The following is a 21,760-nucleotide window of genomic DNA, read 5'->3' as shown; positions in this document are numbered from 1 at the left end:
GGAGAGCTAGGCCTTTCGATACTTTTCGGGAAGAGCTATCAGGACTAGTACCGAAGGCTGATACCAAATCGTGCAAAAGAGGTGCATCCCATGAACGGCCTGATCTTCGAAGCGCTGAAGCGGACGCTTAAGGCAAAGGGCATCACCTATCGCGTCCTTGCCGAGCGGATGGGTGTTTCCGAGCCGACGGTGAAGCGCATCTTCCACGAGCGCAACTGCAAGCTCGACCGGCTGATGGAGATCTGCACTGCCGCCGGCGTAGAGTTGGAGAACGTGCTCGGCTCTATGAACAGAGGACCAGGACCCGCCAACCAGATCGCGCCGGAGATCGAGCGCAAGCTCGCCGGGCGGCCGGCACTGCTGTTCGTCTTTGTCATGCTTTCCGAGAAATTCACGCCGGAAGGCATCATGCGCTCACAAGGATTGAGCGAGGCTTCGATGTTCCTCTATTTGCGCGACCTCGAGGAACTCGGCCTTATCGCGCTCGGTCGCGGCCTGTCGGCGAGGCTGCTGGTCGAGGCGCCGATCCAGTGGAATTTCGAGGGGCCATTGCGGCCGCTGTTCGAGACGACCAACAAGAATTTCATCGGCTGGGCCATCACCCATCTTGAGCGCGAGTCGACGTTCGTCAGCTTCTCCAGGCGGATGCGGCCGGAAACGGCGGAAATGGTCAGGCGCGAGGCGGAGGAATTGGCGGAGCGCGCCAAATTGCTTGCTCATCACGACCAGCACACGACGCCCGAAGACGGACTGGTCGGCTACAAGTGGACGTTTGCGTTCGGTGCAACGCCGTTCCCGGTGATCATGCCGATCGGGCCGCATCCGCGCGACGCAGGCGCACGGACGGACGATCGAGTTGCGGCTGCCGCAAACGGACGACGTCTGCCGGCCTAGGTCAAAATGCAGAACGACCGAGTCCGGGCTGTTGGCGGCAGCCAGTCTGACTGAGCTTCTTACCCCTGAATATCGGCCGCAAACCGGTTCTCAGAGGGTCCCCTGCTCAAACACAAGATCGAGCGGCTATTCGGCGGTCTTGTTCGCCACCTTGTCATCCCAGACCATCTGCCGGTAGTCGAAGCCGTATTCCAGCGTCGGCTTGACAATACGGAAATAGGGCGACAGGTCGAAATCGCGCGGCGTGTAGAGCGAGTGATGGCGGATGTGCAGGATTTTCCCTGCGCGAATAGCTCGACTGGGCCGAGGCACGGCCAGGCGCCCGGGTAATCTCCGGCAGGATCGGGTAGCGGATCAGGCCATACGCCTCGGCGATCAGCGACGAGCAGATGGCGCGCGTCGGGTCGCCGGAACCGAAAGCCAGCATGCGGCGGCGCCAGCACACCGGCACCGGCGGCGTCGTCAAGAAGTAGCGCAGCATGTCGAATATGTTCTTGAGATCGTATCTGAGACCGAGCCTGCCGATCATGAACGCGACGACCGCTTCGCGGTCATCCGGAGCCAGGCCACTCGCACGGCAGATGCGGGTGTTGTAGCTGCGATAGCGCGACAGCGGCACGGCGATGCAGCCATCGCCGAGCGTGACCTCGATCAGGCGCCGCCGCTCCGATCCGTCCTCAGGCTCCGGTAATGCATCGCCGATATAGAAGGCGGCATGCGACCAGGTCGACTGGGTGAGGTATTTGATCGCCGCCGAGATCTTCTGGTTGCCTTCGATGAGCAGGATGTCGCCGGGCTCGAGCGTGCGGCGCAACGTTTCGGCGTCCGACGGCGTGTAAGACTCGTAGCCGGACGATTCCTCCTGCAGCCGGCTGCAAGCCAGCGGCCAAGTCGGTCAGAAGCGTGTCGCCGGGCTCGGTCATGCCAGACGGCGATTACCACAGGGCGGCAAATTAGACCATGATCAGCCCACGCCAGGCGCGCCGGCGTCTTCGTGCTGCGGTGCCGCTGTGAGATCTTCGCGCACCTTGCGGGCGAGCTTCCTCGTCGAGCGCTTCGGACTGTCGCCGAAAAGCTCGGCCGCCTCGGCGAGGCAGGTCTTTTTCAGCCCCTTTTCCGAGCGCTTCAGCAGCTTGGCAAGCAACAGCGTCTCCTCAGGGGGGCCGAGCGGTTGGTCCTCGGCATCTAGAAGCGCGCGCATGACGAACACATCGTGGAGCTCGCCAAGCCGCTCGCCCAATTCGTCGACGGCCTTGCGCCGCGTCTTGATCGGCGTCGGCCACAGCCTGCCGAGCAGCGACAGGTGCATGCCATGCGTCTTGGCCGCCTTGCGCAGATCGTGAAAGTCATCGGCTTCGCCGCGCGAAGCCGCCTTGTCCAGCGCTTTCCTGGCGCGGCGCAAAGTGGTGCGCGCGCCTTCGGCGAGCACGTCGGCAGCCTGCTCCGGCTGGTCGGGCAGAGCGAGCTTGTCGATCCGGGCGACACCTTTCTCGCAAGCGGAAATCGCCGCGGCTATCGCAGCATCGAGGCCTGCTCCGCCATGCAGTTCATGCTGGCGCGCGACGAGCCTGTCACGCACGGCACCGAGGCCATCGCCGGCACTTTGCTCGGGAAAGCTTGCCGCCAGCCGGTCGATTGTTTCCACCAGTGCGGTCGCCTCGCGCGGGCCGGCAAGCAGGGCCGCCACCTGGCGGTAGCACTGATTCTCCGTCACGCAGAATGTTTCGTCTCCGGAACGGACAAGGCGCAGCAAGGCTCGGACGTTCTTCAGCCGTTTGCGGCATTTGTGCAGCCCCTGCTCGGGCCTGTCACGCGCGGCGTCCAGATGGACAAGCGCCTTGCCGATCTCCTCGGCGAAGATGCGCCTGACCTCTCCGGTCAGCGACATGCGCGGATCGATACGAAAGCTCATGCGACGATCTCCGGAATCCCCCTAAGGGCGAGCGACGCGTTGTAAAATCTCGGCTCGCCGGTGACTTCACGGCCGAGCCAATGTGGCAGCATTTCGTCCTGTACATCATCCGGCGTCTCGAGCTCGGCGATCACCAACCCCGCAAGCGTCCCGCCGAAGACATCGACTTCGTAGCGATAGCCGCGGTGTCTAACATGGTGGCGTGTCTTCTCGATGACATGTCCGATGGCAAAGGCCTGCATCTCCTGCGCCTCCGCCAAAGGTACCGGATATTCGAATTCATCGCGCTCGCGTGCCTGGCTGCCGAACTTGAGCGTCAGCTTGGCGGCCGCATCGTTGCTGATGCGCACACGCACCGTGCGGCTGGGTTCGGCGACTAGGTAGAATTGACGGATATGAATGTCCGCCTCGACCATTGCCCGCCATTCGTCACCTGAGACCAGGAACTTACGCTCGATTTCCTTGCCCATGGCCAGGCACTAAAGCGCGCACGGCCAGAGTTGGCAAGCCGCTTGACCGCACTTGACTTTAATCATTCGATTGATTAAATTGTTGACCATGATCAAATCGCCCAGCGCCAGCGGCCTTCCTTATGAGGCGCCCAAGACCGCCGCGGATATGACGCGGACGGCACTCGTGCGCGCGGCGCTGAAGCTGTTCGGACGCCAGGGTTTCGACGGCACGTCAACGCGCCAGATCGCGGCCGAGGCCAAGGCCAATATCGGCTCGATCGCCTATCATTTCGGCGGCAAGGAAGGGCTCCGCAACGCGGCGGCCGACTACATCGTCGACACCATCCAGACCGTTGCCGGCCAGGCGATCGGCAATCTGCAAGCGCCGGCCGCGGCATTGGCGGACACCGAGGCCGCGCGGGCACATTTGGCCGTCGCGCTGGAGCGGATGGTCGCCTTCATCGCGGCAAGGCCGGAAGCTGGCGAGATTGTACAGTTCGTCCTGCGTGAGCTGTCGCATCCAACCGCCGCGCTCGACCGTATCTATGATGGCGTGTTCGAACCGGCGCATCACCGACTCTGCCTGATCTGGGAACAGGCGACGGGCGAGCCGGCCGAGAGCGAGCGCACAAAACTCACTGTGTTCACGCTGATTGGCCAGGTCGTCTATTTCCGCATCGGCCGCGAGGCGGTTATGCGCCGGATGGGCTGGCGCGAGATCGGCAATGACGAGGCCGGAAAGATCGCGGCGGTGGTGACGGATAATCTCAGCGCGATTTTGGCTCGGCGCGATTTGGCTGCCCGAAAGGATCGTGGATCATGAGCCTGCTCTGTTCTTTGCCGCTTGCCGCCCAGCTTTTCAGCGCCTGCGCGCCGGCAGCACCGCTCGCCGTCGGCTACGTCGAGGGCGACTACGTCCTGCTCGCGCCGATCGAGGTGGCGCAGGTCGAGACGATTGCGGTCAAGCGCGGCGACCGCGTCGCGCCCGGCACGCCGGTGGTGACGCTGGAAAACGCCGACGCCAAGATCGCCATCGCACAAGCCGAGGCGGCCCTTGCGCAGGCCCAGGCGCAACTTGCCGACCTACAGGTCGGCAAGCGGCCGGAAGAGATTGCGGTGCTCAAGGCGCAGGTCGACATGGCCAAGGCGCAAGCCGCCGACGCCAAACGCCGTTACATCCGCGCCAGCGATCTGTTCAAACGCGGCACCGGCACACAGGCCGACTACGACACGGCTTCCGCGACGCTGGAGACGGCCAACGCGCAGGTCGGCCAGGCGGAGGCCAATCTCGCGGTCGGCGGCCTGCCGGCACGGCCCGAGACTATCAAGGCCGCCGACAATCAGGTCAGGCAGGCGCAATCGGCGCTGGAGCAAGCGCAATGGCGGCTGTCGAAGCGCGTGCTGACGGCGCCTTCGCCCGGCCGGGTCAACGACGTGATCCGCAATCCCGGCGATACGGCCGGGCCGACGGCACCGGTTATCTCGATACTGCCGGACGGCGCGGTGAAGCTCAGCGTCTATGTGCCGGAAAGCGCGTTCTCCTCGGTCGACGTCGGCACGCTGCTCAACGTCCATTGCGACGGCTGCGGGTCGGGCGTGAAGGCACGCGTCAGCTATGTGTCGCCCGATCCGGAATTCACGCCGCCGGTGATCTACTCGCTCGAGACCCGGCAAAAGCTGGTCTATCTGGTCGAAGCGCGGCCGGAGGGCGACGCCAGCGCCTTGCAGCCCGGGCAGATCGTCGACGTCGATCTGGCGGACATCGGAAAATGAACGTCATCGACGTGCACGGCCTGGTCAAACGCTTTGGCGACAAGACCGTCGTCGATCATGTGACTATGGCTGTGGCCGAGGGCGAGATCGTCGGCTTCCTCGGGCCGAACGGCTCGGGCAAGACGACGACCATCCGCATCATGTGCGGCTTGCTGACGCCGGATGAGGGCGAAGGCACGGTTCTGGGCTTCGACATCCGCACCGACAGCCTGCGGATCAAACGCGAAGTCGGCTACATGACGCAGAGATTCTCGTTCTACGAAGATCTGACGATCGGCGAGAATCTCGAATTCGTGGCTCGGCTGTACCGGCTGAAGCCGCTCGACGAGCACGTGGCTAAGACGCTTGAGGAGCTCGGCCTGACATCGCGCAGGAACCAGTTGGCCGGTACCCTGTCCGGCGGCTGGAAGCAGCGGCTGGCGCTGGCCGCCTGCATCATGCACAAGCCGAAACTGCTGCTGCTCGATGAACCGACGGCGGGCGTCGACCCGAAAGCGCGACGCGAATTCTGGGACGAGATCCACCGGCTGGCGAGCGGCGGCCTGACCGTGCTGGTCTCCACCCATTACATGGATGAGGCCGAGCGCTGCCATCGCATCAGCTACATCTCCTACGGCAAGATGCTGGCCACCGGCACGGTCGAGGACGTGGTGAGGAATGCCGGGCTGACCACCTTCGTCCTGCAAGGGCCGCGGCTCGATCAGGTCGCTGCCGCACTTCATGGCCGCCCCGGCGTCGACCAGGTGGCGCCGTTCGGCGCGACGCTGCATGTCGTCGGCTCCGACAGGACGGCACTTCAGGCAGCGCTCGCCGATGTCGAGAAAGAGCACGAGGGCGTTACGGTGACGCCCGGCGAGACCAGCCTGGAGGATGTGTTCATCCAGTTCATGTCCGGTTCGAAGGACAACATGGGATGAAAAATGGGATAAACAGCATCTTTTCGTTCGCCAGGCTAGGCGCGCTGCTGATCAAGGAGTTCATCCAGATGCGGCGCGACCGCATCACCTTCGCCATGATGCTCGGCGTGCCGTTGATGCAGCTGGTGCTGTTCGGCTATGCCATCAACAACGATCCGAAGAGCCTGCCGGCAGCGCTGGTGGCGATGAGCAGCGATCCTTACACACGAGCCATGGTTTCGGCGCTGCAGACCACCGGCTATTACCGCTTCGACCACGTCGCGCAAAGTGCCGCCGAAGCCGAATTCCTGATGGCGCGCGGCGACGTCGCCTTCGTCGTCACCATTCCCGCCGATTTTGCCCGGCGGGTCGAGCGCGGCGACAGCCCGCAGATTCTGATCGAGGCGGATGCGACCGATCCGGCCGTCGCCAGCGGCGCCATCTCGACGCTCGGCACCGTCGCCAACCAGGCGCTGCTCAGGGCACGCGGCATGCAGGAAACGGCGGCCGAGGCTGCCCGGGGCCAGCTCCAGGTGGTGGTGCACCGGCGCTACAATCCGGAAGCCGTCTCGCAATACAACATCGTGCCCGGCCTGCTCGGCGTCATCCTGCAGATGACGATGGTGATGATGACCTCGATCGCGCTGACGCGCGAGACCGAGCGCGGCACGATGGAGAACCTTCTGGCGATGCCGTCAAGCCCGCTCGAGATCATGCTGGGCAAGGTGCTGCCCTATCTGGCGGTCGGCGCCGTGCAGGTGCTGGTGGTGCTGGCAGCCTCGAAGCTTCTGTTTGCCATCCCCTTCACCGGGTCGATGTCGCTGCTGTTGACGGCGGTCCTGATCTTCGTCTTGGCGCTGGTGCTGCTCGGCTACACGATCTCGACGATCGCCCGCACGCAAATGCAGGCCCTGCAGCTCACTTTCTTCTTCTTCTTGCCGTCGATCATGCTGTCCGGCTTCATGTTCCCCTATCGCGGCATGCCGGACTGGGCGCAGGTCTTTGGCGAGGTGCTGCCGCTGACGCACTTCCTGCGCATCATCCGCGCGGTGATGCTGAAGGGCGCCGAACTGCCGGCGGTGGCAACGGAAATCGGTTGGCTGGTGGTGTTCGTGGCGCTGTTCGCCGGTATTGCGCTGGTGCGGTTCCGCCGGACGCTGGATTAGGGTCGAACTCGATCCGCTTGTGCAAATGATCGAGATTCACACGGACTCGGCCTGGCCCGGGACCGGTGTCAATTCAGGCGCATTGAGCCCTTCGAAGGGATCGCGCCAGGCGTCGATTTCTTCGAGTTGAAGATACCAGCGACTGACAGAGGGATAGTCATCGAGCGGCAATCGGGCGACATCGTTGAAGGGCAGAAACGTCGCCATTCGAAAGTCGGCGTAGGAAACCGAATTGCCGACCAGCCAGTCGCGCTCAGAAAGCTCGGCATCAAGTATTGCAGCGGCGGTACTGAAGTCCCTCAGGCCCTCCTCAACCCGCGCCTGATCTATCGGGCCGAGCCCATAGCGCTGTTTGGTCCCGCGTTCGAAATGCACGACATCGCAGGCTCGTGCGAAGTTCTCTTTCCCCCAACTCAGCCATCGGATCATCTCGGGCTCGTCGTCGCCAGCGCGCCAGAAATCCGAATGCATATCGCGCGAAAGCCGACAGGCTATGGCGTCGGCCTCCCAGAGGCTTTTTCCCGAACCTATAAGGATGGGCAATGAAAGATTAGGATTGAGCGGCCGAAATCGCTCGGCCTGGCCCGGAGCGAAGGGAGAGGCGAATTCAAACTCGACCTTGGCGTTGAGATACCGTGCCACCGCGACCGCGAGGCGAGGATTGGGATTGCGGCTGAAGAACAGTTTCATTGATCTCAGTCTTTGAAGGGTACCGGTTCGACCGGGTGCAACGGACGCTTGAGCACCTCGAATCGGCACATGAGCTGGAACTGGTTGCTATCCTAGCCGGCAGCAATGATCTCGGCATAGGTGCTGAGATCGACATTGCCGCCGGAGAGCACCACGGCAATGCATTTGCCGGCAAGGTCGATTTCGCCTGACGACAGCGCGGCCAAGCCGACGCAACCGCCAGGTTCGACCACCAGCTTCAGACAAGCCATCGCGTCGCGCATCGCCTGTGTCACCGCGCTGTCGGAAACGGCGATGGCGCCGGCGAGATTCTTGCGGTTGATTTCGAAAGTGATCGCGCCGGGCTCGGCGACGAGAAGGGCATCGCAGATCGAGGTGTGGCCGGGCGCGTTCGACACCCTGGCGCCTTTGATCAGCGAGCGGCGTGTGTCGTCGAAATGCTCGGGTTCCACGGCCAAGACGGCGGTGCCCGGCGAGGCGTCCTTGACCGCGATCGAAATGCCGCTGCTCAACCCGCCGCCGCCGCAGGGAACCACTACCGCATCGAGGCTGACGCCAAGCGCTCTTGCTTGGCGCATCAATTCGAGGCCGATCGTGCCCTGGCCGGCGATGATGGCCGGATCGTCGTAGGGCGGCACCAGGACCATGCCCTTTTCCACGTAAGAACGGACGACGGCAGTGCGATCGTCGCGGACCCGGTCGAAGGTGATCACTTCGGCGCCCATCTTCCTGACATTGCCGACCTTCATCGCCGGCGCGTCGGTAGGCATGGCGATTACGGCCTTGACGCCGAACATCGCCGCCGCGGCGGCGACGCCTTGCGCGTGATTGCCCGACGAGAAGGCGACGACGCCGCGGGCGCGTTCTTCCGCCGAGAGCGAGGAGAGCTTGTTGTATGCACCGCGGAACTTGAACGAGCCGGTGCGCTGCAACGTCTCGGGCTTGAACAGGATCCTGGCGCCGAAGCGCTTGTTCAACTCCGGCGATTCGATCAGCGGCGTTTCGACGATCAGTCCGGACAATCGCGCTGCTGCGCTGTGAATATCGGCGATGCCGGGAGGGGTGGTCATGGCTAGGGTCCTGCAAGAGATGAGACCGCCTATGCTGCACGGAAAGGGAGGCGGCGCACCAATGAAAAAATGTGACCGTTACAATTCGTCCTTGGAGGCAGGAGAGTGGGGCGTGACTGTCCCCACCGCCTCCTCGGCCCTCTGCCATGCATTCGTCGCTTCAGTCGACAAATCGTTGTCGATTGACCGGCATAGCCTGCCGCTCCTCACCCCAACAGCGTCTTTTGCCGTTTGGGGCCGCCCATCTTGCGCCAGGTGTTGAAGCGGTGGGTGGCGGCGGCGAAGGAGATCTTCATCTGTTGGGCGACCGAATAGCGCGACTTGCCCTCGTCGAACAGCCGATAGCAGCACTCGACGCCCTCCTCGGTCAACTTGCCGTCGGGAGCCTTGTTGTGCGGATTGGCGGGATCGAATTTTTCGACCTGCTGCTCGACTAGGCCTTTCAGGCGCTGCAGATCCGCCTCAATATTAGCGATAAGGTCGAGAACCGGTTTGGGATCAAACAGCTGCTGTTTTTCCGGCATCTGCGGCGTTCCTTTCTCTTGGTTGAGATTCGGTTATATAAGTGAACGTTTGCCGATAGCAACGGCGATGTGTTCGGGATTTTGAAGCCTGTACCTTTTGAGCATGAGTGGAGCGCACACGATTGACCGGCGACGTGCGAGGTCATAGTTTAGAACTATTCTAAACTAGGGTGAATTTCTCATGCTTTCCCGCGTTTTCGGCTTCGGCCGCCGTCCCTTTGAATCGCTCTCGGAACAGGAGATCCTGGCGCTCGCCATCTCCTCCGAGGAGGATGACGGGCGCATCTATCGCGCCTATGCCGACGGGCTGGCGGAGAGCTTTCCGCAATCGGCCAAGGTGTTCGAGGAGATGGCGGAGGAGGAGGACGGCCATCGCGATTCGCTGATCGAGCTTTACCGCAAGCGTTTCGGCGAGCGCATACCGCTGATCCGGCGCGAACATGTGAAGGGCTATTACGAACGCAAGCCGGACTGGCTGGTGAGGCCGCTCGGCATCGATCATGTGCGCAGCCAAGCCGAGGCCATGGAGCGGCAGGCCTACCTGTTCTATATCGAGGCGGCCAAACGCACAGGCGATGCGTCGACGCGAAAGCTGCTCGACGACCTGGCGATCGCAGAACAGGGCCACGAGACACTGGCGCAGCGGCTGGAGCAAAAGCATGTGCCGGGCGCGGTTAAGGACGAAGAAACGGCAGCCGAGCAGCGCCAGTTCATCCTGACCTATGTCCAACCGGGGCTGGCCGGGCTGATGGATGGCTCGGTGTCGACGCTGGCGCCGATCTTTGCCGCCGCCTTTGCCACGCATGATACGTTCCAGACCTTTCTGGTCGGGCTTGCCGCCTCGATCGGCGCTGGCATCTCGATGGGTTTCACCGAGGTGGCTTCCGACGACGGCAAATTATCGGGCCGCGGCTCGCCGGCAAAACGCGGGCTGACCGTCGGCGTCATGACGACGCTGGGCGGGCTCGGCCATGCGCTGCCCTATCTAATCCCGCTTTTTTGGACGGCGACCATTGTCGCCGCCGTGGTGGTTTTCTTCGAGCTGTGGGCGATCGCCTTCGTGCAGAACCGCTACATGCAGACGCCATTCTGGCGCGCCGCCTTCCAGGTGGTGCTGGGTGGCGCGCTGGTGTTTGCGGCAGGGGTGCTGATCGGGAATGCCTAACAGTCCTTAACCATTTACCGCCTGGCTGTCCTGAGGCGCCTCGGCGCGTTCGGTCAGGCCGTAATCGCGCACGACATGGGCGATGCGCAAACGATAGTCCGCAAAGATACCGCCGCGCCCGGCCTTCTGCGCCTGCCGATGTTCCTGCGTGTTGCGCCAGGTCTTCACCGCGTCCTCGTCGCGCCAGAAGGACAGCGACAGGATGCGGTTCGGATCGGCAAGGCTCTGGAAGCGCTCGATCGACAGGAAACCGTCGATGCCGTCGAGCAGTGGGCGCAGGTCGGCGGCGATGCCGAGATAGGCATCGCGCTTGCCCGCCGCCGGCTCGACCTCGAAGATGACGGCGATCATGGCTTCACCGAAGGAGCATGCGGCCCGGAGGCCAGCTTGAGGAAGATGCGGTCCTCCTTCAGAATGAATTTTTCCCGTCGGGCGAACTCGTAGTTCGCCTTGCCGGCGGGATCGGCGGCGAGCCGGGCGCGGTAGGCTTCGTAGGCCGCAAGACTGTCGATGTTGTAGGCGGCATAAGCCGTGGTGGCCGAGCCTTCGTGCGGCGCGAAATAGCCGATCAGATCGGCGCCGCAGCGCGGGATCGCCTGCCCCCAATTGCGTGCATATTCCTCGAATGCCGCCTTGCCGAACGGATCGATCTCGTAGCGGATGAAGCAGGTGATGGTCATTTTCGCCTCCTTGGCGGTGGATGTTTTCTGGCGGTCACAGTTCGAGCCGGGTCGAAACGTTCCGAAGATCGATATGCTAGGCAAATTCGCTGGCCGGTCAGGTTTGCCAGAAGGATTTCGCGCACTCGCGACGGACGTCTTCGGGTGTCAGGCCAAGGTCACGCAGCAGATGATCGTCGATCTCGGCGAGGTCGAGACGCTGCAAATGACGGTCGTACCACCGCTTCAGGAGCCGCAGCCGCAAGCGGCGCAAGACAATGAACGGGAACGGCCGGCGAGCAGGCGCGGCGCTGAGAATGGTCCTTGCAGGCATCGTTGTCTCCTTGATTTGCATCGAGACTAATGCTTTATCTGACGAGGATGCTTCGATGAGGAACGAACTATGCGCGAAGGACCTGACATAGCCCGCATTGCCAGCCTGGTGGGCGATCCGGCGCGGGCAAACATGCTGTCCGCACTGATGGGCGGCACGGCACTGACGGCGAGCGAACTGGCACTCGAAGCCGGGGTGTCGCTTCCGACAGCGAGCTCGCATCTGTCGAAGCTGATGGAAGGCGGGCTGCTGACACTGGCGAGCCAGGGGCGGCACCGCTATTACGGCCTCGCCGGCCCGCAGGTGGCGGGAATGATCGAAGCCATCACCGGCGTTGCCGCTGCGGTCGGACCGCAGAGGGTGCGACCCGGCCCTCGCGACGCGGCCATGCGCGTGGCGCGGGTCTGCTACGATCACCTCGCCGGCGAGCAGGCGGTGGCGATGCTGGACCGTCTTGTGGCTCGACAAGTGCTCCTGCGCGACGACGAGGTGATCCAGCTTGGGCCGTCGGCCGCCTCGCATTTCGCCGCGATCGGCATCGACATCCATACCAAAGCGCGGCGACCGGTGTGCCGCGCCTGCCTCGACTGGAGCGTGAGGCGTTCGCATCTTGCCGGCGCGCTGGGCGCCGCCATTCTCGACAAGGTCCTCGCCGAGAAATGGGCACGGCGCGAGAAGGACAGCCGTGCCGTGATCTTTTCACCGGTAGGCAAGCAGGCCTTCGAGAAGACGTTTCTCGCCTGACGGCGCGCTTCGATGCGCGTTCGGCGTTTCACGGGAACGCCGAACCACTCTATCTTTTTGTTTTGACGCAATTCCGGACGGAAAACCGTTTCACACTTTCCTGAAATTGCTCTAGCCGCGCTTGAGCGGCTTTGCCTGCTTGAAAAAATCCGCCCAGGGATCGGCTTGCCCGAGCCGCTTCAGCGTCGTCTTGTCGCCGATCGGAAAGGCGTTCGGCGGCAATCCGGCCTCGATCTCCGCCCAGGTCACCGGCATCGATACCGTGGCTCCCTTTTTGGCGCGCGACGAATAGGGCGCAACCGTGGTGGCGCCGCGGCCGTTGCGCAGATAATCGACGAAAATCTTGCCGGTGCGCGCCCTCTTCGACAGCGTCGCCGTGTAGCGGTCGGGCGCGGCCTGTTCGAGCGCTCGGGCGAACTCATGGGCGAAGCCTTTGACCTCGTCCCAATCCGCCGACGGCTTCAGCGGCACGACGACATGATAGCCCTTGCCGCCCGAGGTCTTGACGAAATTCGGCAGGGACAGTTCGTCGAGCCGGCCGCGGATATCGAGCGCCGCGGCACGCACCGCCTTCACGTCGACGCCCTCGTCCGGATCGAGATCGAAGATGATCTGGTCGGGTTTTTCCAGCTCGTTGGTGGTCGAGCCCCAGATGTGGATCTCGACGACGCCCAGTTGCACCAGCGCCGCGACGCCGTCGAAATCGCGGATGAACAGGATTTCCTCGCCGTCCGTCGGATCCTTCATCACGGCTATTTTTTCACTCATGCCCGCTGAGGCATGCTTCTGGAAAAAGCGTGGGCCGCCGACGCCGTCCGGCGCCCGCACCAAGCTGAGCGGCCGATTGACGATGAACTGCTTCATGCGCGGCCAGACCAATTCATAATGATCGACCAGATCCTGCTTCGATACCTTCTCCTGCGGCCACAGAAGCTTGTCCGGGCGAGACAGCGTAACCGACGTTTTCGCCGTCCCGGCGGGTTTGGCGGGCTTTGCCTTGGGCTGCTCTGCCGGCGCTGAGTGTGCTTTCGGTTTCTCCTGCACGACTTCCTCCGCCGGCTTGTCCTCGCGCAGTCCCTGGAACGACGCGTGGCGTATTATACGGTCCGACGTCCAACTGCGAAACTCCACCTCGCCGACAAGTTCGGGCTTGACCCAGACCAGCCCCTTGCCCCTTGGCACCGCCCTGTCGAAGGGCGAGGACGTCGTCTTTAGCGCATCAAGCCTCTTCTTCAACTCGTTGGTGCTTTTGGCCGTGAAGCCGGTGCCGACGCGGCCGGCATAGCGCAGCTTGCCGCCCTCGTAATAGCCGACCAGCAGCGAGCGCAGGCCGCGCCCGGTCTTGTCCGACGGCATATAGCCGCCGATGACGAATTCCTGGCGCGCCGTGCATTTCGACTTCACCCACGAGGGAACACGACCGCTGCGGTAGGGCGCATCGGCACGCTTGGAGACGACGCCTTCGAGCCCCAGCCGGCAAGCATGCTCCAGCATGATCTTGCCGGGCTCGGCAAAGTGGTCGCTGAAGCGCACGGCCTGATCCTCGGCCTGTCCGGCGAGCAAAGTGCGCAGCCTTTCCTTGCGCTCGACCAGCGGCTCGGAACGGATATCCTCACCGTTGAGACGCAACAGGTCGAAGACATAGTAGATGAAACGATCCGTACGGCCCGCCGACAGATCCTGCTGCAGCAGCGAGAATGACGAGACGCCGTTATCCGCCAGCACGACGATTTCGCCGTCGATGATGGCGTCGGTGCATTTCAGGCCGCCAAGTGCGGCGACAATCGCGCCACCGAATTTGTCGGTCCAGTCGAGGCCGGTGCGTGTCAAAAGCCGCACCTCGGTGCCGGCAAGCTGCGCCTGCATGCGATAGCCGTCGAACTTCACCTCATGCAGCCAGTCCTTGCCGGGCGGCGCGTCCCGCTCCAGCGTTGCGAGCGCCGGTTCGATGAATTCGAGCCGCCTTGCCGCGACTGCCTTCTTGCCGGTAGCCGGCCTGTCGGACTGCCAGACGCTTGGCTTCTTGCCGTCGGCGGTCTTGCCTTGGCCGACCTCCTCGATGGTCAGGCCGGATTTCACCGATTGCGGCGCCTCCTGCAAAATGTCCTCGCCCGGACGCGCGGCGGCATCGTCGGATTTGATCAGCAACCAGTTGTCACGCTTTTCGCCCGGACGCGGCTTCAGCCGCACCAGATGCCATGCGCCATGCAATTTGTGGCCATGCAGTTCGAAACTGATATGGCCTTTCTTCATCGCCTTTGCCGGGTCGCCATCGGGGACCCAAGTTCCCTCATCCCAGACAATGACCGAGCCGCCGCCATATTGGTCCTTCGGGATGGTGCCTTCAAACGGCGCATAGTCGATCGGGTGGTCCTCGACATGCACGGCGAGCCGCTTTTCGTGCGGGTCGAGGCTCGGGCCTCGCGTCACCGCCCAGCTCCACAGCACGCCGCCGTGCTCGAGACGAAGGTCGTAGTGAAGCCTGGTGGCGGCATGCTTGTGGATGACGAAAATGCCACCCGGCACGGCTTTCTTGCCGCGCGAAACCTTGCCGGCTGGTTCGGCCGTCTTCTTGAAATTGCGCTTGGCGTGATACTGCTCGAGGCTGGCCATGGGCGGATCCTAAGCAGATTTGCGCCGGGCGGCTTTGGACTTGGCGCCTTTTGCCGGGCGTCCGGTCTTTGCCGGCGCACCGGCTTCCGACGAAAGGCTCTTCTTCAGCGCATCGAAGAGGTTGACGACGTTGGAGGGCCGTGGTTCCGCCTTGGTCTTCGGTGCCTTCTTGCCGGCCTTCTTGGCGCGGACCAGCTCGATCAGGGCGTTTTCGTATTTGTCCTCGAATTCGGAAGGATCGAACTTCGCCTGTTTGTCATCGACGATGTGTTCGGCCAGCCTGATCATCTCGGCGTCGGTCTTCACCGGCTTGATGTCGCCGAACACCATCTCGGGCCTGCGAACCGTATCGCCATAGCGCAGGGTCGTCAGCAGCAGACCCTTGCCCAACGGCTCAATGACCACCGGACGTTCGCGGCGATAGAGCACAATGCGGGCTAGCCCCGCCGTCTTCTTGGCGGCCATGGCGTCGCGGATGACGGCGAAGGCCTCTTCCGAGACCTCGTCCGCAGGCGTCACATAATAGGGCGCATCGAGATAGATCTGCTGGATCGAGGATTTTTCGATGAAACCATCGAGGCTCATCGTATGCGAGGATTCGATCTGCACGGCTTCGATCTCCTCCTCCTCGATTTGGACGAAGTCGCCGTCGCCGATCTCGTAGCCCTTGATCTCGTCGCCTTCATCGAGCGGCTTGCCGCTTGCCGAATCGACATAGACGCGCTTGACGGTATTGCCGGTCTTGCGGTTGAGCACGCGGAACGAGACTTTCTCGGCCTGGGTGACGACATTGGTCAGTTCGACGGCGCAAGTGACCAGCGAAAGCTTGAGATACCCTCTCCAGGCCGGGCGCGGCGCCATGACAAACTCCCTGCGCGACAATGTTCAACCGATAACGGCGTTCAACCGAGAACGGGCAAAGTCCGTTCCGGTTCCGGCGGCGCAAAAGGCAAGTCCGAGCTTTCAACCCAGCCTTGCCTTGTTCTCGCTCACTGCCCTACTCGGCGGCTTGCAGGTTGACCTTGCTTTCCGCTATCTCGGTAAGCTTGCGGTCGGTTGCCTGCTCCTCCTTGAGGTTGTTGGCCAACACATTGGCGCAGTCGCTGCGGCCCAGTTGCTTGGCCCAAGCAATCAGGGTGCCGTAACGGGTCATCTCATAATGCTCGACCGCCTGGGCGGAGGCGATCAGCGCAGCGTCGAGGACCTCCTTGTCGGCGATGTCGCCGCTGACGTCGTCGGCTTCTTCGAGAATGCCGTCGATGGCCGGGCAGTCGACCTGCTTGGCCTTCACGCCGTGCAGTTCGAACACCTGCTCGACACGCTGGATATGACCCTTGGTCTGAGCGAGATGTTTCTCAAAGCCGGCTTTCAGCTGCGCATCACTCGCCTTGTCGATCATCTTCGGCAGCGATTTCTCGATCTGTTTTTCAGCGTAATAGATGTCGCGCAGCGTGTGCACGAAGAGGTCGTCGAGGGTTTTGATATCCTTCGAAAAGAAACCCATGGCCTTTGCCTTTCCATTGCTCTTGCAGTTTCGGATTTTTTGGCTGCGGCCCACCCGAGCACCGCAGCCTGCGGAGCCGGTTCGTCCCGGCACTGGGAAATCAACGTGCGGCTGACGGGCCGGTTCCTGGTTTTCCGGCCGCGTGCACGGAAATTTCGCGGTCCGGCAAAACCTGAAACAAAACCGCGCCTCTGCGACATTCAGGCGAAACATATGTGATGCAAAAGTCACACTGGACGAAATGCCGACGGACTGCATGGAAACACCGCGAATCAGCCGCATTCCAGCCATGAACAAAGGCATTTTCGACCAGAGATTAACATCGCGTTCACCGACTATTCACGCCTGGACGCTATGATCCCCGCAATTCGGAAGGGACATCCGAAACGGGACAGGGACCGAGTAAAATGAGCTTCTGGAATCAAATCGCCGGCTATGCCGCCGCCATCCGCGAATTCGTCGCGCCGACCTATCGGCCTGAGCGCTATTATATGCGCGGCCCAGGCCCCGCCTGCGCGCGCCGTGGCAACACGCTTGGGATCAGCGTGCGCTGATGATGAGCATGGAGAACCGTCACGACAGCCGTATCTGCCGGCCCGACGCCGACAATCGGTCAACGACTTATCGCGCCGAGCGCCCTGCGCTGACCGGAAGACGGCGTGCGACAACGCCAAGCCTTCAGCATTCCGGGCTTTGATCCAGCCGCCGGCAGGCCTAGTGTCGCCTGACACCAGCTGCCGGGCGTCACGTGATCGTCAAGCCGAACCATTCTCCTGAGCCGCCAGAATTCGAATCAAGTCGCCCGTTGATCGTGTTCGACGGTATTTGCGTGTTGTGCTCGGGCTTTGTGCGCATGGTGGTGAAGCTCGACCGCAAGGGCCGCTTTCATTTCGTAACGGCGCAGTCGCCCTTCGGCGAGATGCTGTTCAAGAAATACGGGCTGCGGACGGATCGCCACGAGACCAATCTCGTCATCGTCGATGGCGCGGCTTTCACCCGCCTGGACAGTTTCGTTGCCGTCATGGCCGAACTCGGCTGGCCGTGGCGGGCGGCGCGGATCCTGCTGCTGTTGCCGCGCCCGCTTCGCGACTGGCTCTACGACCGCATCGCAAAGAACCGCTACGCCCTGTTCGGCAAGAAGGACAATTGCGAAATCCCTTCCGCCGAGGTGAGGGCAAGATTGATCGGCTAGGTTCGTTGCCGTGGCCGGGAGCGGGCGGGGCATTTTTGGGGGAACTGCGGATGAAGGTTCTTGTCGTCGGCGGCTATGGCACCTTTGGCGGTCGCACCGTCGAGCTTTTGGAGGGCGAGCCGCATCTGATCCTCTTTGTCGCCGGGCGCTCGCTCGCCAAGGCTGACGCGTATTGCAAGAAGCGCGCCCCGACAGCAGCCCAGCTGGTGCCGGCACTGTTCGACCGTGACGGCGATCTCGCCGCGCAACTCGCTGCATTTGAGCCTGATATTGTAGTCGACGCGAGCGGTCCGTTCCAGGCCTATGGCGAGGGACGCTATCGCCTGATCGAGGCCTGCATCGCCCGGCGCATCAACTATCTCGATCTAGCCGACGGCTCGGATTTCGTCGCCGGTGTCTCTGCGTTCGACGAGGCGGCGCGAAACGCCGGCGTCTTCGTGCTGTCCGGCGTCTCGAGCTTTCCGGTGCTGACGGCGGCGGTGGTGCGTCGCCTGTCTTCGGACCTGACGCGGGTCGACGGCATTCGCGGCGGCATCGCGCCTTCGCCCTTTGCCGGCGTCGGCGGGAACGTCATCCGGGCTATCGCCGGTTATGCCGGTCGGCCGGTGCGGCTTGTTCGCAATGGCCGTCCCGAACAAGGCCGTCCGTTTACCGAGCAGCTGCGCTACACTATCGCGCCGCCGGGCCGGCTGCCGCTTCGAAACGCGCTGTTTTCTCTGGTCGACGTTCCGGACCTGCGCGCCTTGGCCGCGCTTTGGCCGGAGGCGAGGACCATCTGGATGGGAGCCGGGCCGGTACCCGAGGTGCTGCACCGCGCCCTGATCGGCCTCGCCTGGCTGGTGCGCGCCGGATTGATCGGTTCGCTTTCGTCACTGGCGCCGCTGATGCATCAGGCAACGAACCGGCTGCGCTGGGGCGAGCATCGCGGCGGCATGTTCGTCGAGGTGGAGGGATCGGACCGGGCGGGCGCCATCGTCAAGCGCTCGTGGCATCTCTTGGCCGAGGGCAATGACGGGCCGCTGATCCCGTCGATGGCGGTCGAAGCACTGGCCCGCAAAGCGCTGGCCGGACATCAGCCCGCGCCGGGCGCACGGCGGGGGTGCGCGATTTGGAGCTCCGGGATTATGAAGCCCTGTTCGCCGGGCGGACAATCTACACCGGCTTCAGGAACGGGGCGGCGGACGAGGACAAGCCGCTTTATGCCGAGCTGCTCGGTGCCGCCTGGCAAGGCCTTCCCGAGGCAATTCGGTCAATGCATGACCGTACGATCACGGCCGCAGGCCGCGCGCGCGTCGAACGCGGGCGCAATGTTCTTGGCCGGCTAATGGCCTGGACGGTCGGCTTCCCCGGGGCAAGCGAGGACATCCCGGTTCATGTCCGCTTCGACACCGACAAGGACGGCGAGACCTGGACCCGGACATTCGGCAAGCACAGTTTTTCGAGCCTACAGTCCGCAGGCCGGGGTCGATCGCAGCGCTTGCTGTGCGAACGCTTCGGCCCGCTGACCTTCGCGATGGCGCTGGTTGCCGAAGACGGCCGGCTGGCGCTGGTCTTGCGCCGCTGGAGTTTTTTTGGCCTGCCGCTTCCGATGTGGCTCGGTCCACGCTCGACTTCCTACGAAACGGTGAAGGATGGCCGCTTCCGCTTCCATGTCGAGATCTCGCATCCGCTTGCCGGCATGATCGCCCGCTACCGCGGCTGGCTGGAGCCCTCCGGCCCGCACGGCTCCAGCGAGATCGTGCCGCCTGCCAGCTTGGCCAGTTCGCGACAGTCCTGCGCCGTGCACAGCGTCCAGCCCTGACCCGTGGCGCCCGAGGCGGCGAGCGCGAGGCGCCGCTGTGGCCCGACCTTGGGCGCATAGACCCACCAGCCGTTTCTCAGCACCGAGCCTTGCGGCGGCTCCATCCCGGCGCCCGATCCCTTGATGCGGGCCTCGACGAGCTGCAGGCCGGACGGCAGCACCTTCCAGTCTTCCTGCCACTGGGTCTTCTCCACCGAATGCACCCAGGAGAGCGTGAAGGCAGCGACCGCGAGCGTCACCGTCTTGCCGGCCGCGACGATGCAGAGACTCATGCTGAATTAGCCAGCGAAGCCTGCCGCGCGCGCCAGCAGTGCCAGCCGATCCAGGCAAGGGACAGCGCCCAGCCCGCCTCGTCGGTGAGCGGCAGCGCCGCAACCAGCAGCACGCCGGCGGCGAAGGCGACGAGGCGTTCCCACCAGGCCATGCGCCGGGCGAGAAATCCGACGGCCGCGGCGCCCCACAGGACGATACCCATGCAGGCTTTGATGACGATATAGGCGACCTCGACGGGATAGCCGAACTGGGCGGCGATCGGGCCGGGGTCCTGCAGCATCAGCGCCGGGGTATAGACCGCCATGAACGGCACAACGAAGCCGGCAATGGCAAGCTTGGTGGCCTGGATGCCGATCTTGAGGCCGCTTTCCTTGGCCATGGGTGCGGCGGCGAAGGCGGCCAGCGCCACAGGCGGGGTGAGATCGGCCATGATGCCGAAATAGAAGACGAACATATGGCTGACCACCAACGGCACGCCGAGCGACAGCAGCGCTGGCCCGGCCAGCGACGAAGTGATGATGTAGTTGGGAATGGTCGGTATGCCCATGCCGAGCACCAGGCAGGTGAGCATGGTCAAAAGCAGCGACAGGAACAGATTGTTCTCGCCGATCGAGATGATCCAGCCGATGAAGGTCGAGGCGATGCCGGTAAGCGTCAACGTGCCGATGACGATGCCGACAATGGCGCAGGCAATGCCGACCGGCAGCGCGTTCTTTGCTCCTTCGGCAAGGGAATCCACGCATATGCGCAGCGTCTCGCGCCCGCCCTTGAAGGTGAGGCAGGCGGCGACCAGCACAGCGATGACCAGGCTGAGGATGTTGACGCCGAATTTCATGAAGGAAGCCGCGGCAAGCCCGAGCGCCAGCCAGAAGACGATGCGGAAGGCGAGCGGCCCGATCGATGCTGCCAGCGGCGTGCCGAGGATAAGCACAATGGTCAACGCCAGGCCCATGGTGCCGGCGAACACCGGTGTGTAGCCGGCAAACAGCAGGTAGATCAGTGCTGCGAGAGGCAGTACCAGCGGCCAATGTTGTCTCACCGCATTCCACGGATTGGGCAGGTCGGCCTTGGCCATGCCGTGCAGGCCGGCCTTGCCGGCTTCCAGGTGCACCTGCCAGAAACAGGCGCCGAAATAGAGCAGCGCCGGAATGATCGCCGCCTTGACCACCGCGGCATAGGGGATGTTCAGGGTCTCGGCCATGATAAAGGCGACCGCTCCCATCACCGGCGGCATGATCTGGCCGCCCATCGACGAGGTCGCCTCGACGGCGCCGGCGAAAGCCGAGCGGAAACCGAAGCGCTTCATCAGCGGGATGGTGAACTGGCCGCTGGCCACCACATTGGCGACGCCGGAGCCGGAAATGGTGCCCATCAGCGCCGAGGACAGCACGCAGACTTGCGCCGGGCCGCCGCGCCATGAGCCGACCAGGCCAAGCGCAAAATCGTTGAACAGCGCGATCATGCCGGCGCGCTCAAGAAAGGCGGCGAAGACGACGAAGATGAAGATGTAGGCGGCCGAGACATAGATCGGCGTGCCGTAGATGCCTTCGGTGCCATAGGCGAAGGTGTCGACGAGCTGGGCGAAATCATAGCCGCGATGGATGAACGGCGGCGGCAGATGATTGCCGGCAAATGCGTAGGCGAGAAAGATGAAGGCAATGACGGCGAGCGGCAGCCCCATTAACCGCCGCGCCGCCTCGAAGACCAGCACGACCAGCACCGCGCCGACGATCAGGTCAGGCGTGGTGAGAAAGCCGGAGCGGCGGATGAGGTCGGCATAGAACACCCAATTGTACAGACCGGTGGCGAAACCAAGCAGGCCGAGCGTCCAGAACACTGCTTTCGCCGGGACGCTTTTGGCGCGCAGATTGGCGATTAGGGCAAAGCCGAGCAGCAGCAGGAAGCCGACATGCATGGCGCGTATGACCTGGCTCGGCAGGCTGCCATAGGCGGCGATGTAGATTTGGAAGATAGAGAAGGCGATGGCGATAAAAAAAGCCGCCTTGCCGGCGATGCCTTCGCCGAAGCCAGGCGGCAATCCTTCGACAGGAGCTTCCGCTGTGGGGGAAAGAACGGTCGGGGTTACGGTCATTAGCGG

24 protein-coding genes and 1 pseudogene are annotated in these 21,760 nt (G+C 63.3%); 11 read left to right on the top strand and 14 right to left on the bottom strand.

The genetic code is table 11. The features are described 5' to 3' along the window. Positions 1–90: 90 nt before the first annotated feature. Positions 91–894, top strand: coding sequence for a helix-turn-helix domain-containing protein (locus NKI16_RS22215; protein ID WP_352782609.1), 804 nt, complete (start codon positions 91–93; stop codon positions 892–894). 126 nt (positions 895–1,020) lie between these two features. On the opposite strand, the pseudogene NKI16_RS22210 reads toward NKI16_RS22215, so the two are convergent. The 3 genes and pseudogenes from NKI16_RS22210 to NKI16_RS22200 all read right to left on the bottom strand — a co-directional run bounded on the left by NKI16_RS22210 (position 1,021) and on the right by NKI16_RS22200 (position 3,276). Then, positions 1,021–1,817 (bottom strand): annotated as a pseudogene (locus tag NKI16_RS22210) (C40 family peptidase). 41 nt (positions 1,818–1,858) lie between these two features. After that, positions 1,859–2,806: a CHAD domain-containing protein gene (locus tag NKI16_RS22205; RefSeq protein ID WP_352782611.1), complete on the bottom strand. Its 948-nt coding sequence runs from the start codon at positions 2,804–2,806 to the stop codon at positions 1,859–1,861. Next, positions 2,803–3,276 carry a CYTH domain-containing protein gene (locus NKI16_RS22200; RefSeq protein ID WP_352782613.1) on the bottom strand — a complete coding sequence of 158 codons (474 nt, stop codon included), beginning with the start codon at positions 3,274–3,276 and terminating at the stop codon, positions 2,803–2,805. The genes NKI16_RS22205 and NKI16_RS22200 overlap by 4 nt, the downstream gene beginning before the upstream one ends. 88 nt (positions 3,277–3,364) lie before the next feature. Between NKI16_RS22200 and NKI16_RS22195 the strand changes: the two genes are divergently transcribed. The 4 genes from NKI16_RS22195 to NKI16_RS22180 are packed head-to-tail and all read left to right on the top strand — an operon-like array spanning position 3,365 to position 7,093. Continuing rightward, positions 3,365–4,081, top strand: coding sequence for a CerR family C-terminal domain-containing protein (locus NKI16_RS22195; RefSeq protein WP_352782639.1), 717 nt, complete (start codon positions 3,365–3,367; stop codon positions 4,079–4,081). Beyond that, entirely contained in the window at positions 4,078–5,031 is a 954-nt protein-coding gene (locus NKI16_RS22190; protein ID WP_352782614.1) for an HlyD family secretion protein, read from the top strand. The genes NKI16_RS22195 and NKI16_RS22190 overlap by 4 nt, the downstream gene beginning before the upstream one ends. Beyond that, the gene (locus NKI16_RS22185) at positions 5,028–5,948 is read left to right on the top strand and encodes an ABC transporter ATP-binding protein (protein WP_023679007.1); all 921 of its coding nucleotides are present in this window, start codon (positions 5,028–5,030) and stop codon (positions 5,946–5,948) included. Before NKI16_RS22190 ends, NKI16_RS22185 begins: the two co-directional genes overlap by 4 nt. An 8-nt stretch (positions 5,949–5,956) precedes the next feature. Next, positions 5,957–7,093 (top strand): ABC transporter permease, encoded by a 1,137-nt coding sequence (locus NKI16_RS22180; protein WP_023679006.1) that lies wholly within the window; start codon positions 5,957–5,959, stop codon positions 7,091–7,093. A 36-nt stretch (positions 7,094–7,129) separates the two neighbouring features. On the opposite strand, the gene NKI16_RS22175 is transcribed toward NKI16_RS22180, so the two are convergent. The 3 genes from NKI16_RS22175 to NKI16_RS22165 form a co-directional block, all read right to left on the bottom strand. After that, complete coding sequence (locus tag NKI16_RS22175) at positions 7,130–7,783, bottom strand: glutathione S-transferase family protein (protein WP_352571578.1); 654 nt, start codon at positions 7,781–7,783, stop codon at positions 7,130–7,132. A 92-nt stretch (positions 7,784–7,875) separates the two neighbouring features. Beyond that, the gene (locus NKI16_RS22170; RefSeq protein WP_352571579.1) at positions 7,876–8,853 is read right to left on the bottom strand and encodes a threonine ammonia-lyase; all 978 of its coding nucleotides are present in this window, start codon (positions 8,851–8,853) and stop codon (positions 7,876–7,878) included. A gap of 206 nt (positions 8,854–9,059) precedes the next feature. Next, a complete protein-coding gene (locus tag NKI16_RS22165; protein ID WP_023679003.1) occupies positions 9,060–9,377 on the bottom strand; it encodes a hypothetical protein in 318 nt (105 codons plus the stop codon). 181 nt (positions 9,378–9,558) lie between these two features. Between NKI16_RS22165 and mbfA the strand changes: the two genes are divergently transcribed. After that, complete coding sequence (gene mbfA / locus NKI16_RS22160) at positions 9,559–10,542, top strand: iron exporter MbfA (RefSeq protein ID WP_352451856.1); 984 nt, start codon at positions 9,559–9,561, stop codon at positions 10,540–10,542. 6 nt (positions 10,543–10,548) lie between these two features. On the opposite strand, the gene NKI16_RS22155 is transcribed toward mbfA, so the two are convergent. From NKI16_RS22155 to NKI16_RS22145, 3 genes are all read right to left on the bottom strand, one after another. Beyond that, positions 10,549–10,893 (bottom strand): antibiotic biosynthesis monooxygenase family protein, encoded by a 345-nt coding sequence (locus NKI16_RS22155; protein WP_023679001.1) that lies wholly within the window; start codon positions 10,891–10,893, stop codon positions 10,549–10,551. Further along, a complete protein-coding gene (locus NKI16_RS22150; protein ID WP_352571581.1) occupies positions 10,890–11,222 on the bottom strand; it encodes an NIPSNAP family protein in 333 nt (110 codons plus the stop codon). Before NKI16_RS22150 ends, NKI16_RS22155 begins: the two co-directional genes overlap by 4 nt. A 97-nt stretch (positions 11,223–11,319) precedes the next feature. Further along, positions 11,320–11,535, bottom strand: a complete 216-nt coding sequence (locus tag NKI16_RS22145; protein ID WP_352571582.1) for a DUF1127 domain-containing protein — start codon at positions 11,533–11,535, stop codon at positions 11,320–11,322. A gap of 69 nt (positions 11,536–11,604) precedes the next feature. Between NKI16_RS22145 and NKI16_RS22140 the strand changes: the two genes are divergently transcribed. Beyond that, positions 11,605–12,279: an ArsR/SmtB family transcription factor gene (locus tag NKI16_RS22140; RefSeq protein ID WP_352571583.1), complete on the top strand. Its 675-nt coding sequence runs from the start codon at positions 11,605–11,607 to the stop codon at positions 12,277–12,279. 111 nt (positions 12,280–12,390) lie between these two features. On the opposite strand, the gene ligD is transcribed toward NKI16_RS22140, so the two are convergent. From ligD to NKI16_RS22125, 3 genes are all read right to left on the bottom strand, one after another. Beyond that, positions 12,391–14,892, bottom strand: coding sequence for a DNA ligase D (gene ligD, locus NKI16_RS22135; RefSeq protein ID WP_352636229.1), 2,502 nt, complete (start codon positions 14,890–14,892; stop codon positions 12,391–12,393). A gap of 9 nt (positions 14,893–14,901) precedes the next feature. Then, entirely contained in the window at positions 14,902–15,753 is an 852-nt protein-coding gene (gene ku, locus NKI16_RS22130) for a non-homologous end joining protein Ku (RefSeq protein WP_352702127.1), read from the bottom strand. Positions 15,754–15,889: 136 nt separating this feature from the next. Next, positions 15,890–16,396, bottom strand: coding sequence for a YciE/YciF ferroxidase family protein (locus tag NKI16_RS22125; RefSeq protein ID WP_352451918.1), 507 nt, complete (start codon positions 16,394–16,396; stop codon positions 15,890–15,892). Positions 16,397–16,803: 407 nt separating this feature from the next. Between NKI16_RS22125 and NKI16_RS22120 the strand changes: the two genes are divergently transcribed. From NKI16_RS22120 to NKI16_RS22105, 4 genes are all read left to right on the top strand, one after another. Continuing rightward, complete coding sequence (locus NKI16_RS22120; protein WP_023678994.1) at positions 16,804–16,950, top strand: hypothetical protein; 147 nt, start codon at positions 16,804–16,806, stop codon at positions 16,948–16,950. A gap of 257 nt (positions 16,951–17,207) precedes the next feature. Beyond that, entirely contained in the window at positions 17,208–17,588 is a 381-nt protein-coding gene (locus NKI16_RS22115) for a thiol-disulfide oxidoreductase DCC family protein (protein ID WP_352782640.1), read from the top strand. Between the two features lie 50 nt (positions 17,589–17,638). Then, positions 17,639–18,913, top strand: coding sequence for a saccharopine dehydrogenase family protein (locus NKI16_RS22110; RefSeq protein WP_352636225.1), 1,275 nt, complete (start codon positions 17,639–17,641; stop codon positions 18,911–18,913). Next, the gene (locus tag NKI16_RS22105; protein ID WP_352782618.1) at positions 18,841–19,389 is read left to right on the top strand and encodes a DUF4166 domain-containing protein; all 549 of its coding nucleotides are present in this window, start codon (positions 18,841–18,843) and stop codon (positions 19,387–19,389) included. Before NKI16_RS22110 ends, NKI16_RS22105 begins: the two co-directional genes overlap by 73 nt. On the opposite strand, the gene NKI16_RS22100 is transcribed toward NKI16_RS22105, so the two are convergent. Both NKI16_RS22100 and NKI16_RS22095 read right to left on the bottom strand, forming a co-directional pair. Further along, positions 19,278–19,661: a DUF1850 domain-containing protein gene (locus NKI16_RS22100; protein ID WP_352451865.1), complete on the bottom strand. Its 384-nt coding sequence runs from the start codon at positions 19,659–19,661 to the stop codon at positions 19,278–19,280. The two genes, NKI16_RS22105 and NKI16_RS22100, sit on opposite strands and share 112 nt — an antisense overlap. Beyond that, positions 19,658–21,754 carry a TRAP transporter permease gene (locus tag NKI16_RS22095; RefSeq protein ID WP_352782620.1) on the bottom strand — a complete coding sequence of 699 codons (2,097 nt, stop codon included), beginning with the start codon at positions 21,752–21,754 and terminating at the stop codon, positions 19,658–19,660. The genes NKI16_RS22100 and NKI16_RS22095 overlap by 4 nt, the downstream gene beginning before the upstream one ends. Between the last annotated feature and the right edge of the window lie 6 nt (positions 21,755–21,760).

Source organism: Mesorhizobium sp. M0698 (assembly GCF_040320455.1).
Classification (GTDB): domain Bacteria; phylum Pseudomonadota; class Alphaproteobacteria; order Rhizobiales; family Rhizobiaceae; genus Mesorhizobium.
This window is presented reverse-complemented; position numbering and strand designations above follow the sequence as displayed.

Excerpts from the sequence above, each read along its gene's own strand:
- NKI16_RS22215 (WP_352782609.1), top strand. The coding sequence starts at position 91 with ATGAACGGCCTGATCTTCGAAGCGCTGAAGCGGACGCTTAAGGCAAAG.
- NKI16_RS22205 (WP_352782611.1), bottom strand. The coding sequence starts at position 2,806 with ATGAGCTTTCGTATCGATCCGCGCATGTCGCTGACCGGAGAGGTCAGG.
- NKI16_RS22200 (WP_352782613.1), bottom strand. The coding sequence starts at position 3,276 with ATGGGCAAGGAAATCGAGCGTAAGTTCCTGGTCTCAGGTGACGAATGG.
- NKI16_RS22195 (WP_352782639.1), top strand. The coding sequence starts at position 3,365 with ATGATCAAATCGCCCAGCGCCAGCGGCCTTCCTTATGAGGCGCCCAAG.
- NKI16_RS22190 (WP_352782614.1), top strand. The coding sequence starts at position 4,078 with ATGAGCCTGCTCTGTTCTTTGCCGCTTGCCGCCCAGCTTTTCAGCGCC.
- NKI16_RS22185 (WP_023679007.1), top strand. The coding sequence starts at position 5,028 with ATGAACGTCATCGACGTGCACGGCCTGGTCAAACGCTTTGGCGACAAG.
- NKI16_RS22175 (WP_352571578.1), bottom strand. The coding sequence starts at position 7,783 with ATGAAACTGTTCTTCAGCCGCAATCCCAATCCTCGCCTCGCGGTCGCG.
- NKI16_RS22170 (WP_352571579.1), bottom strand. The coding sequence starts at position 8,853 with ATGACCACCCCTCCCGGCATCGCCGATATTCACAGCGCAGCAGCGCGA.
- NKI16_RS22165 (WP_023679003.1), bottom strand. The coding sequence starts at position 9,377 with ATGCCGGAAAAACAGCAGCTGTTTGATCCCAAACCGGTTCTCGACCTT.
- mbfA (WP_352451856.1), top strand. The coding sequence starts at position 9,559 with ATGCTTTCCCGCGTTTTCGGCTTCGGCCGCCGTCCCTTTGAATCGCTC.
- NKI16_RS22155 (WP_023679001.1), bottom strand. The coding sequence starts at position 10,893 with ATGATCGCCGTCATCTTCGAGGTCGAGCCGGCGGCGGGCAAGCGCGAT.
- NKI16_RS22150 (WP_352571581.1), bottom strand. The coding sequence starts at position 11,222 with ATGACCATCACCTGCTTCATCCGCTACGAGATCGATCCGTTCGGCAAG.
- NKI16_RS22145 (WP_352571582.1), bottom strand. The coding sequence starts at position 11,535 with ATGCCTGCAAGGACCATTCTCAGCGCCGCGCCTGCTCGCCGGCCGTTC.
- NKI16_RS22140 (WP_352571583.1), top strand. The coding sequence starts at position 11,605 with ATGCGCGAAGGACCTGACATAGCCCGCATTGCCAGCCTGGTGGGCGAT.
- ligD (WP_352636229.1), bottom strand. The coding sequence starts at position 14,892 with ATGGCCAGCCTCGAGCAGTATCACGCCAAGCGCAATTTCAAGAAGACG.
- ku (WP_352702127.1), bottom strand. The coding sequence starts at position 15,753 with ATGGCGCCGCGCCCGGCCTGGAGAGGGTATCTCAAGCTTTCGCTGGTC.
- NKI16_RS22125 (WP_352451918.1), bottom strand. The coding sequence starts at position 16,396 with ATGGGTTTCTTTTCGAAGGATATCAAAACCCTCGACGACCTCTTCGTG.
- NKI16_RS22120 (WP_023678994.1), top strand. The coding sequence starts at position 16,804 with ATGAGCTTCTGGAATCAAATCGCCGGCTATGCCGCCGCCATCCGCGAA.
- NKI16_RS22110 (WP_352636225.1), top strand. The coding sequence starts at position 17,639 with ATGAAGGTTCTTGTCGTCGGCGGCTATGGCACCTTTGGCGGTCGCACC.
- NKI16_RS22105 (WP_352782618.1), top strand. The coding sequence starts at position 18,841 with ATGCATGACCGTACGATCACGGCCGCAGGCCGCGCGCGCGTCGAACGC.
- NKI16_RS22100 (WP_352451865.1), bottom strand. The coding sequence starts at position 19,661 with ATGAGTCTCTGCATCGTCGCGGCCGGCAAGACGGTGACGCTCGCGGTC.
- NKI16_RS22095 (WP_352782620.1), bottom strand. The coding sequence starts at position 21,754 with ATGACCGTAACCCCGACCGTTCTTTCCCCCACAGCGGAAGCTCCTGTC.